At 60.8% G+C, this 15,813-nt stretch carries 10 protein-coding genes; 4 read left to right on the forward strand and 6 right to left on the reverse strand.

What is annotated here, in order from left to right; genetic code table 11:
- Window positions 1-41 precede the first annotated feature (41 nt).
- On the forward strand, window positions 42-1,226 hold the full coding sequence (gene recF / locus AC6H1L_RS10110) for a DNA replication/repair protein RecF (protein ID WP_497601366.1): 1,185 nt from the start codon (window positions 42-44) through the stop codon (window positions 1,224-1,226).
- A gap of 107 nt (window positions 1,227-1,333) precedes the next feature.
- On the opposite strand, the gene ruvB is transcribed toward recF, so the two are convergent.
- The gene (ruvB, locus tag AC6H1L_RS10115; protein ID WP_497601367.1) at window positions 1,334-2,479 is read right to left on the reverse strand and encodes a Holliday junction branch migration DNA helicase RuvB; all 1,146 of its coding nucleotides are present in this window, start codon (window positions 2,477-2,479) and stop codon (window positions 1,334-1,336) included.
- A gap of 451 nt (window positions 2,480-2,930) precedes the next feature.
- Between ruvB and AC6H1L_RS10120 the strand changes: the two genes are divergently transcribed.
- Entirely contained in the window at window positions 2,931-3,986 is a 1,056-nt protein-coding gene (locus tag AC6H1L_RS10120; protein ID WP_497601368.1) for a WD40 repeat domain-containing protein, read from the forward strand.
- On the opposite strand, the gene AC6H1L_RS10125 is transcribed toward AC6H1L_RS10120, so the two are convergent.
- A complete protein-coding gene (locus tag AC6H1L_RS10125; protein ID WP_497601369.1) occupies window positions 3,976-4,587 on the reverse strand; it encodes a class I SAM-dependent methyltransferase in 612 nt (203 codons plus the stop codon). The two genes, AC6H1L_RS10120 and AC6H1L_RS10125, sit on opposite strands and share 11 nt — an antisense overlap.
- Window positions 4,588-4,806: 219 nt before the next feature.
- On the opposite strand from AC6H1L_RS10125, the gene AC6H1L_RS10130 reads away from it, so the two are divergent.
- Complete coding sequence (locus tag AC6H1L_RS10130) at window positions 4,807-6,894, forward strand: protein kinase domain-containing protein (RefSeq protein ID WP_497601370.1); 2,088 nt, start codon at window positions 4,807-4,809, stop codon at window positions 6,892-6,894.
- A gap of 177 nt (window positions 6,895-7,071) precedes the next feature.
- Here AC6H1L_RS10130 and AC6H1L_RS10135 read toward each other — a convergent pair whose 3' ends face one another.
- Both AC6H1L_RS10135 and AC6H1L_RS10140 read right to left on the reverse strand, forming a co-directional pair.
- Window positions 7,072-7,962 carry a DNA methyltransferase gene (locus AC6H1L_RS10135; protein WP_497601371.1) on the reverse strand — a complete coding sequence of 297 codons (891 nt, stop codon included), beginning with the start codon at window positions 7,960-7,962 and terminating at the stop codon, window positions 7,072-7,074.
- Between the two features lie 446 nt (window positions 7,963-8,408).
- Window positions 8,409-9,233 (reverse strand): class I SAM-dependent methyltransferase, encoded by an 825-nt coding sequence (locus AC6H1L_RS10140; RefSeq protein WP_497601372.1) that lies wholly within the window; start codon window positions 9,231-9,233, stop codon window positions 8,409-8,411.
- Window positions 9,234-9,729: 496 nt separating this feature from the next.
- Between AC6H1L_RS10140 and AC6H1L_RS10145 the strand changes: the two genes are divergently transcribed.
- Window positions 9,730-10,683 (forward strand): alpha/beta fold hydrolase, encoded by a 954-nt coding sequence (locus AC6H1L_RS10145; RefSeq protein WP_497601373.1) that lies wholly within the window; start codon window positions 9,730-9,732, stop codon window positions 10,681-10,683.
- A 183-nt stretch (window positions 10,684-10,866) separates the two neighbouring features.
- Here AC6H1L_RS10145 and AC6H1L_RS10150 read toward each other — a convergent pair whose 3' ends face one another.
- Window positions 10,867-12,804, reverse strand: a complete 1,938-nt coding sequence (locus tag AC6H1L_RS10150) for a tetratricopeptide repeat protein (protein ID WP_497601374.1) — start codon at window positions 12,802-12,804, stop codon at window positions 10,867-10,869.
- A gap of 376 nt (window positions 12,805-13,180) precedes the next feature.
- Window positions 13,181-15,484 carry a PAS domain S-box protein gene (locus AC6H1L_RS10155; protein ID WP_497601375.1) on the reverse strand — a complete coding sequence of 768 codons (2,304 nt, stop codon included), beginning with the start codon at window positions 15,482-15,484 and terminating at the stop codon, window positions 13,181-13,183.
- Window positions 15,485-15,813: the final 329 nt, after the last annotated feature.

Below are 15,813 nucleotides of genomic sequence, written 5' to 3' on the forward strand. Positions count from 1 at the left end.
TGTTTTTATTGGAGACAGGTAGGTAGATAGATAGAGTTTAGATGCACCTCGTACATCTCGCGCTGACCGACTTTCGCAACTATAAACAGCTTGATCTGCCGCTAGGGCCGGGCCTTTTTCTCTTCTGCGGCGAAAACGCCCAGGGTAAGACAAACCTGCTCGAAGCTGTCTCAATGGTGGCTACGAGCACGTCTTTTCACGCCTCGGCTGATCGCGAGGTGGTCAACTGGTATGCGCCCGACCATCTGGCCCGCATCGACGCACGTGTCCGGCGACGCGATGGCGAGCTGCACATTGAAATCGTCATCTTCGATCCAACGCCCCCACTGCTGGGCAGCGGCGAGCAGGCCCTTCGTCCACCCCCCCGCTGGCCCGGCGGTACCCAGCGCAAGCGCATTAAAATCAATGAGGTGCCGCGCCGAGCCCTCGATCTCATTGGCAGCCTGACCAATGTACTCTTTGCGCCCGCCGATCTCCATCTGGTCGATGGCTCCCCTGACGAGCGGCGACGCTTTATTGACCGCAGTCTATGTCAGGTGCGGCCCCGCTATTGTCAGGCCTTGCAGCAGTATCGCAAGGTCATCATGCAGCGGGCCGCCCTCCTCAAGCGCATCCGTGACTATCATGAAGATCCGCGCCTGCTCGATTATCTCGATGAGCGGCTGACCCTCTTGGCTACGATGATCATGTTCGAGCGGGAGCGCATGCTGTCGGCTCTCAACGAGCTGGCGGCGCCTTTCCAGGAGCAATTAAGCGGGGGGCGCGAGCAGCTTCAGATTGTCTACCGTCCCTCGTTCCAACTGCATCCACAGCGCTCGCTCACCGAAGCTCAGGAGCACTATCTGAGGCAACTGCATGCTATGCGCCAAAAGGAGATTCAGCAGGGAGTCTGTTTACTGGGGCCACACCGCGATGATCTGGAGTTCCTGGTTAATGGCATGAGCGTGATCACCTACGGTTCGCGCGGGCAGCAGCGAACCGTAGCCCTGGCGACCAAGTTCGCCGAGCTGGCCTATATGCGAGCGGTGACAGGAGATGAGCCAGTGCTCCTGCTGGACGACGTCTTCAGCGAGCTGGACCAACGGAGGCGGGAGCAGCTTTTACAAGCCATTCTGGATCATGAGCAAGTGCTGCTGACCACGACCGACACTTCCTACTTTCCTCCCGAGGTGCTGGAGCGGGCCTCCAAGTACCAGGTGGTCAATGGCCAGCTCTATCCCTGGTAAGACGACGCGCAGCGCAGTGCAGAGCGAGTCGCGGCCATTCCTTCCGCTCTGGAGGCGCCTTGCTCTCCAGCCTCTTCCCCCATCCTCTCCGCGTGAACTGGCGTCTGTCAGTCGCCCTCGGTCTCCTTCAGCGGGCGCTCAGCCTCAGAGTCGGCGGCAGCCGTGGACCGCTCGCGCGCCTCACCGGCGGTCCATAGCTCCGGCCCGGCCCCTGCAGCGGAGTGCTGGGCGCTGGTAGAGCGTCCGCCCGAGCCGGTCATGGGCGGATTGATGCCGAGATGCTCATAGGCCAGGCGCGTGGCCACCCGCCCTCGTGGCGTACGGGCGATGAAACCGAGCTGGAGCAGGTATGGCTCATAGACATCCTCGATCGTCTCCGGGTCCTCACTGGTGCTGGCGGCCAGCGTATCCAGGCCAACCGGTCCGCCGTCGAACTTATGGATAATGGTCAACAAGAGATGACGATCGGTCTGGTCCAGCCCAATATGATCGATCTCCAGGGCATCGAGGGCGGCGCGGGCGATCTCACGGGTAATCACGCCATCAGCCTTCACCTGGGCATAATCGCGCACGCGCCGCAACAGACGGTTCACAATGCGCGGTGTCCCACGGGCGCGGGTAGCGATCTCCTCAATGCCTTCCTCATCGGCGGGCACACGCAGAATGCGCGCCGAACGGCGCAGGATCTGCTTGAGAGCCTCGACATCGTAATACTCCAGGCGATAGATGGCCCCGAAGCGATCGCGCAACGGGGCCGACAGGGCCCCCACACGCGTTGTCGCCCCGACCACGGTGAAGGGCGGCAAAGAGATGCGCAGTGAGCGGGCGCCCGGTCCTTTGCCAATGACCACATCGATGGCAAAGTCTTCCATCGCCGAGTAGAGGCGCTCTTCCACGGCGCGCGACAGCCGATGAATCTCATCGATAAAGAGCACCTCGCCCTCCTGCAGCGAGGTCAAGATAGAGGCCAGATCGCCGGCATGCTCGATGGCAGGGCCCGAGGTTGTCTTGAGATTGACCCCCATCTCGGCGGCAATAATGTTACAGAGCGTAGTTTTGCCCAGGCCGGGAGGGCCATATAAGAGAACATGGTCCACAGGCTCATTCCGACGCCGAGCCGCCTCCAGCAGGATGGCGAGATTCTCCTTAATGCGCTCCTGACCGATATATTCAGATAAGCGCCGAGGGCGCAAGCTACTCTCAATAAGTTCTTCTTCCTGGCTCACGCGCGGCGAGACGAGCCGATCGCTCATAGTTCTCTCCTGCTGATCTCTTCTGGTCTCATCATGCTGTAGTCGGAGGCCTGTTTTGTTTCACTTCCAACTGACTCCCTCTTCCCTCCTGGATGGGGTAGCCTCGGCCCACCTGAGGAAGCCTTACCCTGGCAATGGTCGGCAATCTTTCCGCAAGGCCTCCCCTCCTTCCAAGCGATCCCTACCTATCTATCCTTCCTTTTCTTTCCCTACATTATAGCAGCGGAAGTCGTGCGGGAGAAAGCACCAGCCGAGGCTGAGCGGCTGGAAGAGAGAGGCCAGTCCGGGCCAAGCAGAGCGGGGCCGGAGGCGAGAAGCAAGGGAGCAAAGAGCATCTGGTTATGCAAAAGTACCATTCTAGCGAGTCTCCTTGACACCGGTACGTTGCTCTCCTACAATCGATCCACGAAATACCCAGCGAGAGGATAAGGAAGGAAGAAGAGGATCGAGGATGATCAACCGCTCCAGCCGCTACGCCGTCGCTCAGCCCTCCCACCCACAGGCACGAGCTTGGCTTTTCGCCCGAGCAGCCGCTACTGCCGCGGCTAGTGGCCACAGCGGCAATGGTGTAGCGACAGCGACAGCAGCAACAGCAGCGACGGGGGTCCTGGCCGTGCCCACACCTGGAACGACACTGTATATTTACCGCGACCATCGTAGCTGGGTGCGTACGCTGGACTGGTCGCCTGACGGGACATGTATCGCTTCTGCCAGCATGGATGGCACCGTGCAAGTCTGGGAGGCCACCACGGGCAGCGAGCGCTTTACCTATACCGGCCACCGCGGCCAGGTGCTGACCCTGGCTTGGTCGCCGAATGGAGCCTATGTAGCCACTGGCGGCAACGATCGGACCATGCAGATATGGAATGCCGCCGATGGTGAGCGGCTCCTCTCGCGCCGCGACCACGCGCGCTATATTCTGGCCCTGGCCTGGTCGCCAGTCGGAGCCAAGCTGGCCTCCGGCAGCGAAGATGGCCTGGTGGAGATCTGGAGCCTGAAGGACGGCGATATCATCTTCACCTATGACGGGCACAGTCATAAGGTGCTGGCCCTGGGCTGGTCACCAGAGGGGCGAAGGATCGCTTCCGCCTCCTGGGACGGCACCCTCCAGGTCTGGGAGGCGAGCAACGGCCATCAACTCTTTGCCCCTCTGCAGCATGGTACCCCTCTGGGAGCCTTAGCCTGGTCGCCCGATGGCCAGTACGTGGCCTGCGGCGGCTTCGGTGGCCAGGTCTATCTGTGGAACGCCGCCACGGGCGAGGCTCTCTGCAGCTACCAGGCGCATCCCGCCTGGGTCAACTCCCTGGCCTGGTCTCCTGACGGACGCTACCTTGCCTCCGGTGGGGACGACGGCAAGGTACATCTCTGGGAGCTGACCACACGCGAGATCGCCTTCACCTACGCGGGTCATAGCGATCAGGTCAATGCTCTGGCCTGGTCTCCCGATGGGAGCTGCATCGCCTCCGCCGGCGATGACCAGACCGTACAGATCTGGTTCACTCCTTGATCGCCTGCACTATGACGAGCGGCAGCAAGCCGCGGCCTTCATCTCGTCGAGATGTGACGCGCAGCCCGGCCTCAGCGAGCGTGACCAGCGTGGCACGATTCCAGTGGCAATTGCCGGCACAGCGCTTCATCAGAGGCGTGAGTCGGTCCTGTAACCACGCTGTGAAAGGGCTGGCTGCGCGTACATGCTCCAGCAGCAGGAGCCGGCCCCCGGGCTTAAGGACCCGCCGGATCTCAGCGAAGCCGCGGGCCGGGTCTTCGACCGAGCAGAAGACCAGGGTGGCAAGCGCGCTGTCGAAGCTGGCATCGGGAAAAGGTAGCTCCTCCACACGAGCCTGATGCAACAGAACAGCCACCGGACTTTGGGCCTGGCGCCGCCGCGCATAGCGCAGCATGGCCGGATCGGGTTCAATAGCCTCGACGCATTCCACCTGGCGAGGGTCGTAGTAGGCGAAGTTCAGCCCCGTGCCAGCCCCCACCTCCAGCACGTGGCCCCGCGCCGCCCCTACAACTTCCCTTCTCAGGGCTTCCTCCCACTCTCCCCCCGCACGACTCAGCCGCTCGTAGACGGCAGCAAAAAGCGGATGATGAATACTCTGCATGGTGTTTGACAGCTTTCTAAAGAGAATGCTACTATAGCTGAGAGCGCGAGCCGACTCTCCTATACCGGCAACCTGCGCGCCTCAGCCAACGTGTAAAGCACTGAAAGCCCGCGATCCAATGCAAGGCAAGGCACGGCAACGACGACCGGAGACCGTGGCCCCAGTCTCTGTCTGCGTCCTGGTCGGCCCGGCTCCTCTCTCAACGGAGTAACGTAACGGATGTACAAGGACGATACCACTCCCATCTATTGCGACCGCTGTGGCCAGGCAAACCGCCCACAGGCGCGCTTCTGCTTCAACTGTGGGCAGTCTCTGCCGGAGCGCCCTCCCTCTGTGATTCCCGGCGCCGAGAGAGAAACCGCTCCCGACCTGAGCACTAACACCGGCAAGCTCCCGTTGAACCATTTGCTGCGGCAGCGCTACCGCATCGTGGCCCTGCTGGGCAAGGGTGGGATGGGGGCCGTCTATCGCGCTCAGGATATCCAGTTTGGCGATCGCGCAGTGGCGATCAAAGAGATGAGCCAGAGCGGTCTTAGCCCGGATGAGATCGCTGAAGCGACAGCGGCCTTCAAGCAAGAGGCCCTGCTCCTGGCCAATCTGCTGCATCCCAATCTGCCACGCATTTACGATCACTTCTCCGAAGAGGGACAGTGGTATCTGGTTATGGACTTCATCGAGGGCGAGTCTTTGGAGCAGTACTTGCTGCGCTGGCAGCGAGAGCATCCCAATGGCCCGCCCGGGCTGCCGATTGCCGAGGTGCTGGATATCGGTATCCAGCTCAGCTCGGTCCTCGGCTATCTCCATAGCCGCCAGCCGCCGATCATCTTCCGCGATCTGAAGCCGAGCAATGTGATGCGCACCGCTGAGGGCCATCTCTACTTGATCGATTTCGGTATCGCCCGCCATTTTAAGCCAGGTCAGGTGCGCGATACGCGCGCTTTCGCTTCCTGGGGCTACGCCGCCCCCGAGCAATATGGCAAAGCGCAGACGACGCCGCGCTCTGACGTCTACAGCCTGGGTGCGACCTTGCACCATCTGCTGACCGGTCAGAATCCTACGCAGTCCCCTTTCCGCTTTACGGCGATACACTCCTACACTCAGCCGCTGGAGTACGAGCTAGAGAAGCTCATTATGTTGATGGTGAGCCTGGATGAGCAGCAGCGCCCCGCCTCGATGGCGGCTATCAAGCAGGAGCTGCAGCGTATTGCGGCTCTCCAAACGAGCAGCCAGCTTGTTAATCAGTCGCAGACGCTGCCTTCGCTAACGACGGCTACGCCAGAGGCATCTGCTTCGGCTGCGGCGGCCACGCCTGTCGGAGCCGCTGCCGGAGCGACTCCTCCCGAGCCCGTACCGACGCCTCCGCCCGGCGCCTCTTCTATTACGCCACGTCTGGAGGTGTCTCCGTCGACGCCAACCCCCAGGCGGCGTCTCTATACCTACAGCGGCCACAGCGAGCGCGTGTTTGCGCTGGCCTGGTCGCCCGATGGGAGACGCCTGGTCTCCGGCGGCTACGATCATACGCTCCAGGTCTGGGACGCGACCACGGGACGGGAGATCTTTGCCTACCGTGGTCATCAGGAGCCGGTACGTACCGCCGCCTGGTCGCCCGATGGGACCTACATTGCTTCGGGCAGCAATGATCACACCGCTCATGTCTGGGAGTCGGCCAGCGGACGCCGCGTGACGACCTTCCGTGGTCATCAGGATTCCGTGATCTCTTTGAGCTGGTCCCCCGATGGCCGCTTGATTGTGTCTGCCAGTCTGAGCAAGCAGGCCATTGTATGGGAGGCTCTGACCGGCAAACGCGTGGCGACCTTGCGCGGCCATACAAGCCTGGTGAGCGCTGTGGCCTGGTCTCCTGATGGGACACGCATCGCCTCCGCCAGCCTCGATAAGACGGTGCGCATCTACGACATCAGCTCCTGGGAGGTCATCTTTGTCTACCAGGGCCATGCCGATAGCGTCACTACCTTAGTCTGGTCGCCTGATAGTACGCGCATCGCCTCCGCCGGCGAAGATAAGACCGTGCAGGTCTGGGACGCCGCGAATGGGCACCATATTCTGACCTATACCAACCATAGCGACGAGGTCACCGCCCTGGCCTGGTCTCCCGACGGCGCACGCATCGCCTCCGCCGGCGAAGATAAGACCGTGCAGGTCTGGGATGCGAGTAGCGGCGACCATCTCCTGACCTATAGCGAGCATCCTGAGGACGTTAACGCCGTGGCCTGGTCGCCCGATAGTACACGCCTGGCTTCCGCCGGCGATGATGGGCAGATCCACGTCTGGCAGGTAACTGCAGCTTGATGAGCCTGGTGATCGATCCGACGCGACCAGGGGCCGCGCCGCTCCGTCCGGCTCTATCTCTGTGGGACTACCTGCGCCTGTTAGCCGCCATTCTCTAGTATGCCCGTCAGGCCCGTGTCTCTCCCTGAACCCGAAGAGGAAGACACGGGCGTCTCTTTGCCCGCTCCCCGCACTAACTCATTCAGGTTTCCAAAAGTCAAGGAGATACTCAAAAGTCGTGCCCATTGTGATATAGTTGCTGGGCCAGCCAAAGATACCGACGCGGTTAACAATGTTGGTACGGTCCCAGATGATAATGTTGCGCAGCTCGTAGCCAGCCAGACGCAGCGCCTCGATGACAGCCATGTGGATGGTGATGCGTTGGTTTTCCCACCACATGTCGGTGACGTTGACTACACAGTGGGCTCGCCTCTTCAGGAGAGGCAGTAACCTGGCAAAGATCTCCTGCATGGCCTGAGCATAGGCTCCTAGCTCTAGTGTGCCCAGATCTTCCGGGAGCTGGCTGTACTGCTCAACGCGATGGTACTGGTCGTTTTTGCGCGCCTGACCGCGTCGACTCTTATTGAGGCGTGCGCGGTTGAGCAAGTTGGCATAAGGGGGCGAGGTCACGATACAAGCGACGCTCTCAGGCTCCAGGTACAAGGGGATGTTGCGCGCATCGTCATGCAGAGCGAGCTGATGAGTCTGGGCTAGCTGGGGATCACTGGGCAGCGGCTCGCGGTTGAGACGTTCGTGAGCCAGGGCGACGTAGTCGGGATGGATGTCAAAGCCAACGGCGTTGCGCCCGACATCACGAGCGGCCAGCAGTGTGGTACCACTGCCCATGAAGGGATCTAGTACTAGCTCGCCACGATGGGTGAACAGCTCAATGCAGCGCCGCGCCAGGGCTATGGGGAAGGTTGCCGGATGCTTCTGTTTGTCACGAATATCACGCTTTTCGTAGGAGAACTGCCAGACGCCGAGTTGGCATTTGATCCATTCTTTGGGCGTCAGACAATTGAGATGGGAAGGATCGCAGCGGCAGGTACGTTGACCAGCGATCGTGAGCTTCTTGGGTTGGGCGTCCATAAAAACCTGCCGCTGGGGACCCCCGGCTTGATCCCGGGGAGGAAGGGGGTGCCCCCCCTGCTCTCCGTATGGGGCTGACAGTTCAGTCTCTCTCATGGTAGCGCTCTTCTCGTGAGGCCAAAGGCACTGACCGGCGGTCAGCAACGGCTTCGCTTCACATCGCAGGGAGAAGGCAGATCTACCCAGCCAATGCCGCGCTACTGTCCAGCGGGGCCGTGGCAGCTCAGCCGTTCACCAGCCCTTGAGCCCGGGCAGCAGGCTGCGGGCAAGCCCCCGGCTTGCACCAGGGGTCGTTGACAAGGATGCCTGTCCCTCCCTTCCTGCTCCCCCGCTCGTACGGAGACCGGCAGGATAGACAAACATAGACCGCAGGGACCTGGACCAGAGGTCTCCTGCTGGCTAGCTGAATCGATCTATCGATCTACTCTATTATTCTACCTCCTCCTCTACATACTACGTTCCCTCGCGGTTCTCTTGCGCCCAACAATAATCTGCTTGGTACCTTTGCCGAAAGGTCGCCGCTCGTAATCGCCATAGATGGCCTCTACCGCAAAGCCACTGGTCAGAAAGAGTAGCTGTAGCTCACGCGGAAAATACATGTGTAGATCGAGCTGCGTAAGACAGCGCTCATTCTCTCCTTGCTCTGAGAAGCGCTCATGAATCCAGACCAGATGCTCAAGCTGTTCATAGGGATCATAGCGGCGACTACTGTAGATGAGCAAGGTGCTTTCGCTGGCAGGATCATTGATCTCGTCCTCCAAATAGAGCTGAGTGGGACGATTGAGGGCGGCGCTCAAATAGTCGAGATCGGGGAGCTGCACATCGACAACAAAGCGACCACCAGGGACCAGATGATTATATGTACAACGGAAGGTCGATAGCTGTTCCTCAATGGTATAAAGATGTCCCGCCGAGTTGAAAGGCAGAAAGATAAAGTCGAAGTCACCGCAGGCAGGCAAACGGTAGTCGCGCATGTCGCCTTCGTGGAGGATCACCCGGCGCTGCACTTCCGGCGCTTCACGTTCGAGCTTGCGTCGGTAGGCGGCGAGCATCTGAGGTGAGCTGTCCAGGCCCTCAACGATCAGTTGAGGGAAGCGACGCGCCAGGGGAAGACCAAGGCGCCCACTGCCACAAGCCAGCTCCAGCACCCGACGAGGGCGATATTCCTCGATGAGACCCTGCCAGAAAGGAAGATCTTGTTCGCTCTGGCTTTGATAGTGTAGATCGTAATCTTCAGCTCGCTCGTAATACTCACCAACACAATAGGTCATACTGCTCCTCGGCCACCGGACGTCAAAGCAAGGCGGTGCGTAGAGCGCAGATCAGGCACAGTATGCAGGTCACAGAACAGGCTCGCTACGCACAATTGCCCCTGTAAAGGGGCAGGAACAGAGACAGGGGAAAGGGTAAGAGAAGGAAAACGCTGGCAGCGAGCAGTACAAGACCACTCGCGCCATCTATGGTAGAGTTTAACATATGACCGCAGTGACGCGCAAGGGGGAGGGTGCTGCCTCGTTCTCTTCCCTGCTCATGCTCCATCCTCTTTGACCCATCTCGCTCTCCCGCTCTGTAAGCCCACGTGATATATTACGGTTGACCCGCGCCGGTGCCGCCCACGCTGGCAGGCGCTGGCGGAGAGCAAGCGAGCAACCATTACGCGAGGAGCAGCCAGGCGGGCTGGCTGTTCTTGAGGTACCAGAGCAATCTATTCTTGGCCTACAGGACAATACTGATGCTTTTTCTCAGAGGAAGATAAGGAGTATCTCTATGAAAATTAGAGGGAAAATCGTGGCGACCGGCCTCATTGCCAGTGGAGTGCTGGGAACGGTGGCGGTAGTCAATAAGATAACGGAAGCGTTGGCCGGCGAGCTGAGTCCTGGTCTGGCCGGCGAGGGGCGCCGCTATCCCTGGAAATATGGCGATGTCTACTACACTATGCAGGGGCCACGCGAGGCGAAGCCGCTGGTACTCGTGCACGGCCTGGGACCCGGCGCCTCATCCTACGAGTGGCGACGCAACCTTGAGGTTCTGGCCCAAGATTTCCGCGTCTATGCGCTGGACCTGTTGGGTTTTGGCCTCTCCGATCGCCCGGCTATTGCCTATGAGCCACAGATCTTCAGTGACCTGCTCAGCGATTTCCTGCGTGAGGCAGTGCGCGCGCCGGCCCTCGTTGTGGCGCGCGGACTCAGCGGGGCCTATGCTATTGCCGACGCCTATCGCCATCCAGGCAGCTATGAACGCCTGGTTCTGGTTTCGCCCCCGGCGACCATGCTCGAAGAGCCTTCCCCGAGTCCGCTGCTGGCAGCCATGCGCCTCGGTCTGCGTCTCCCGCTCGTTGGTCAGTTTGCCTACAATGTGCTGACCACCAGGCGCGCGATCCGCAATTATTATGAAGAGCGTGCTTACTACGATCCCTCTCTCATCAGCGATGAATTGATCGAATATGCTTATATTAGTGCCCATCAGCCTGATGCGCGCTTCCCCGTAGCTGATCTGCTGGCTGGTAGGCTGCATACTGATGTCAGTGAACCTCTGGCGCGCCTCTCTGTACCTGTGATGGCGCTGTGGGGCCAGAGCGGCACGGGAGTCAGCGCCGCTTTCAAGCGCGTCAATCCTCAGATCGAAACGCATGTGCTTGAGCGCTGCGGCGAGCACCTGCACGAGGAACAGCCAGAAACCTTCCATTCGCTGCTCCGTTCCTTTGTCGGCAGCGCCGTCTGACGGCCTGTCTGTGGTCAGATCACAAGCGTGAGCCTCTGGGCGGGGCGATAGGATGCAGAGAAGAGGAAGCCGCGGCACTCGCCCCAGGCCGGGCCTGCTGTGGAAGGCTGCTCAGCCAGAGCGAGTTCCTGCGGCTTCGTTGTCTGTCGTTCTGTCGATCTGGCTCTGCCCCTCTTGGCAGATTCACGAGCGGCGGTACGGCTGATAGTGCCGCAATTGGAGCGCCTGGGCCTGCCTGAGACGATTGAGAGCCTGGTCAACCGCTGCCGCCTGCCGATCCATCTGCAGGCGATAGAAGACGCGCAGAGCGGCCCGATAGCAATTGCGAGCTTGCTCCAGGTAGCCAGCTCGCGTGTGCGGATCGCTTCCCAATTGGCTGTAGGCTTTACCGCGTTCAAATTGCAACTGGGCCCACTCAAAGGGGAAAGCTTCCCGCGTGTAGACCTGCAACGCCTGATCATAGCAGGCCAGGGCCTGGCGCAAGGCAGCTTGGCGCCGCTTGCCCCTGGCCGGCAGGCAGCGGTAGGCTCTGCCCAGGGCCTGCACTGTGGCCGCCCAGAGAACGGGGGCGCTGTCAGGTTGATAGACTTCGAGCGCTGCTGCGTAGCAAGACATCGCCCGTCTCAGATGGCGGTAGCGATTGCCTTCGCGCAGGCAGCTCCAGGCATCGCCCAGCGCACGCTGAAGCTGGGCCCACTCTTCGGGATAGCTCTCCCGCGTCAAAATCTGCAGTGCCGCCTGATAACAGCGGATCGCCTGATGGAGCAGGCCAGTCTGGCGATCCGCTAGCTGCTGCAGGGCCAGGCCCAGGTTATACTGGACTTTGGCCCACTCAAAGGGGAAAGCCTCCCGTGTGTAGACCTGCAGCGCCGCTCGATAGGCGGCAATGGCCTTGTGCAGAAAGGTACAACGCCCTGGCCCCAGAAAGTCAGCATAGGCATTGCCTAGATTGCTCTGCGTCAGCGCCCACTCGACAGGATAAGTGGCCCGGTTATAGACGCGCAGAGCAGCCCGATAGCAATCGATGGCCCGCGCTAGATGCTCCTGGCGCTTACGCCCGGGCAGGCTGCGGTAGACATTGCCTAGATTCAGCTGAGTCGCCGCCCAGTCGAGGGGGGCCGCCTCGGGCGTGCGCATCTCTAGAGCAGCCTGCAGGCAGATCAAGGCTCGTTCCAGATAGGCGCGCCGTTCTTGCTCGTCGCCTACGCCGGCCAGTTCGGCATAGGCGATGCCCAAATTGTTCTGGAGCCGGGCCCACTCCCACGGGAAGGCCTCGCGGCTAAAGACGCGTAAAGCCGCCTGGTAGCACATGATGGCCCGCTCAATATTGGTGCGACGCGGCTGCCCAGGCAACTGTAGATAGGCGTTGCCGCGATTCTGCTGGAGAGTGGCCCACTCGTAGGGATGGGTAGTATGGGTATATATCTGCAGGGCGGCCTCGTAGCAGGCAATAGCGCGTTCCAGGTGCGAGCGACGATCGCGATCGGGCAGGCTAAGATAGGCCGCGCCCAGATTATTCTGGAGCCGCGCCCACTCCAGCGGTTGCCGCTGACGGTCGCAGAGACGCAGCGCCGCCTTGTAGCAGGCAATGGCCCTTTCGAGGTTATGGCGGCGTTCTCCTGTTGGGAGATCACACCAGGCATTTCCCAGATTCTGGAGCGTGATCATCCGCTGGCTAGCGTGCTGCTCGCCGCGGAAAACGCTGAGCGCCGCCTCATAGCAGGCAATGGCCCGCCGCAGGTGCTCGCCGCGCGCTCGACCTGGCAACTGACTGTAGACGGTGCCGAGATTATGCTGGAGCTGCGCCCACTCGCGCGGGTACTCTTCCCGCGTGTAGACCTGCAGCGCCGCCTTATAACAGGCAATGGCCCGCCTCAGATTCGCTTCTCGCTCGCCGCTGACTAGCTGGGCCAGGGCATCCCCCAGCCCCTTCTGAGCACAGGCCCACTCGCGCGGGTACTCTTCCCGCGTGTAGACCCGCAGCGCCGCCTCATAACAGGCTATAGCTTCTGAGAGATGTTGCTGCCGATCGCCAGTGGACAGCTTCGCGAGGACTTGACCGCGCTCAAGCTGTGCCGCTGCCCATTCGGCATCTTGTCGCGTGTCTTGATGATTGATCATACCAGAATTCAGCCCCCTGCTGGTTTACTTCGTCCCTACTGGAACAATCGGCTAGTTCCAGCTTTCTCCTGAGATGCTCGTCCACTAGAGCCGCTGCCTTCCTCCCCTTGACTGCCTTGCTCTCGCAGGGACAAGGCAGCACATAGACTAGACACCGGTCAGCGGCGGATGTCAGGGGCAGATTGGTTGATGAGCTTCTGCGAGAGACGATGAGCGACGGGTTGATCTGGCTGACACTTTTAGCTTAGAAAACGGAGCCGTTTCTGTCAAGCATTCAAGCAGACAGGCGAAGCTGCCAGGCCAGACTATCTGGCCGGTTCAGTCCGGTAAGAAGGGTTGACGCGCAGCGCACTGGCCGACAAAGGAGCGGCGCGCTTTATCTTCCCGAGTCCGCGCCCGCGTCCATGAGCAAAGGTAAGGTAAACCAGAAGGTCGAGCCGGCCCCGGGTTGACTGGAGACCCCGACCGCCCCTTCGTGACGCTCGACGATCGTCTTGCAGATGTGCAGGCCCAGCCCAAGACCGGGGCTGGCGCTGCCGTGGGCCTGAATGCCGGGCACACGATAGAAGCGCTCCCAGATGCGTTGCTGCTCAGCCGGGGGGAGGCCAGGCCCCTGGTCACGTACTGAGACGCGCGCCTGCCGTCCTTCGCGTTCAATCGAGACCTCGATCGGGCTTTCGCGCGGCGAGTATTTGAGAGCGTTCGTGAGATAATTGGTGACAACGAGACCAATGCTCTCAGCATCGGCCAGGACCATGATCGCCGGCGGCTCGCCCCCCTCTGCCACTTCTTGCCCCGCTACCGTCAGGCGAATACGCCTTTGGGCCGCTGTCGATTGGAGATCGTTCACCGTCTGGCGGACGATAACCACCAGGTTTTCAGGCCGGCGCTGCAGCACGAGGCGATCCGCCTGGGCGCGCGAGGATTCAAGCAGGTCGCGTACCAGACGCGTAAGCAGACCGGTCTGACGATCTGTGCGATCAAGTAGCTCCTGGACGACGGCCAGTTTTGCTTGTTGTTCCTCGGTCAGAGACAAGCGCTGCAGATGGCGCCTGGCAAGCTGGACATTGCCTTTGATGGTGGTCAAGGGCGTCCTGAGTTCATGGCTGGCTATGCTGAGAAATTCATCCATCCGGCGATTGCTCTCGCGCAGGGCCAGCTCATTAGCGCGGGCCTCCGCTCGCTCGTGCAAGAGGCGCTCATGCTCGGTGACCAGGGCCGCCAGACGGGCCACGGCTTTGATCAGGGCTATCTCCTCGGTACTGTATTCATGCGCCCGCTCGGCATGCTGAATACGAATGAGGCCAATGAGCTGCTGGTCGATGAGCATCGGCGCAATCACCGCCGCATAGCGCTCGCCAGCCTGGATTGGAGCTGTGCCGCTGTCAGTTCCTCGCTGACCAAGCAAGCGATCGGCGCGTAGGGCAGCTACAGCCTCGGGGGGAAAACAGCACGTCAGCTGTGGTTCGGCAGTGTGCTCCACCGGCAGCCACCGCTGCCAGCATCCGTCAGGCTCATCATGGCCCGCTCCCGCGGAAGCCAACAATTGAAGCGTTTCATTCTCTGGCGTTAAACGAAGGATGACGACCTGATAGCAGTTCAAAACCTGGCAGATCAGGCGTGCCAGATGATGAGTGATTTCGTGCTGCTGTTGCCCGCAAGGAGCGCCTGGCTCAGCGGACAGAGCGCTTGTCATCTGAGGCTGAGAGCCGTCCAGATCGCGCGGGATCTCTACCAGGGCTTCGGCTAGAGCTAGCAGGGCTTCTAGAGCTTCATGGGTGCGGCGTTCTAGCAGATAGCGCTCAGTCACATCGCGTGCAATGGCCACAGCCCCGATAACACAGCCGCGGTCATCGCGTACTGGGGAGCCGCTCACACTAATGCGGCGCTCGCAGCCGTTGGGCATATGCAGGATGAGGTCGCTGAACGGGGCATCGGCGAGGACCTCCCCTTGCAGCAGGCGGCGCGATGGCCACTGCTCGCGCGCGAGCGGTTGCCCGGTGGCATCGCGCAGATCAAGCTGGGCCAGGTAGTCATCGACCGTCATCTCTCGCTCGATGAGCGGCGCTACGCGGCTTAAGAAGCGACGGGCCGCAGCATTGACGCTCAGAATGCGCCCTTCGCTGTCAAAGATAAAGACCGCATCGGTCATGGCCTCAAAGGTCGCCTCGAGCTGATTGGCGCGCAGAGTGGCCTCATAGGCGGTCTGGACTAGCTCATCTTCCAGCCGTTTGCGGTCGGTGATGTCTGTGCAGGTGCCGATCCATTCGCGAATGCTCCCATCGGCTTCGCGCACGGGAACCCCGCGTACCCAGAAGGTACGATAGACGCCATCGTAGCGCCGAATGCGATACTCGATTTCGTAAAAGCCGCCGCTAGCGAGCGCCTCTGACCAGACATGTAGTGTTCCTGGCCGGTCATCGGGATGGACAGCCTCCAGCCAACCCAAGCCCCGCATCTCCTCGAAGCTCTGGCCGGTATAGGCCCGCCAGGACGGGGAGTCCTCTTCAACCAGCCCCTGGGCACTGGCTACCCAGACAATCTGAGCCGTGGCCGTTACCAGCGAACGATAGCGCTCTTCACTGCGCCGTAGCCGCTCTTCAATCCCGGCCAGTCCGTCCGGCGGTGGAGGAAGGCTTTCCCCAGAGGGAGCCGGTGGCAGTTCTGGGAATGTGCTCATGGCGCTCCTGCTTTTTTCTTGATCGCCGTTCCCGCTGTCGGCTCAGAGATGCTTTCGGGGAAGTTCAATCAATACAGACAGTTCTCTTGTAATTGATATATCAATATGTTTTGTGGCAGCAGTCTAAGTGTAGCAGAGATAGCAGAGTGCGTCAAGTTTCTGCATGCCGACTCGCAAGCTCGCTGCTAGAGTGTCTGATCATCAATCAGACCGCGCTCGCAAGCTGCCAGAAAAGAAGCAGCCCGCCCCTGTTGAATCCATGCCTGGGCCTCGACAGGGGCGGCACATTCAGAAAGCGAGCGGCAAGCATGTCGCTCACGACAACGTCA

This window comes from Thermogemmatispora argillosa, from assembly GCF_059696725.1.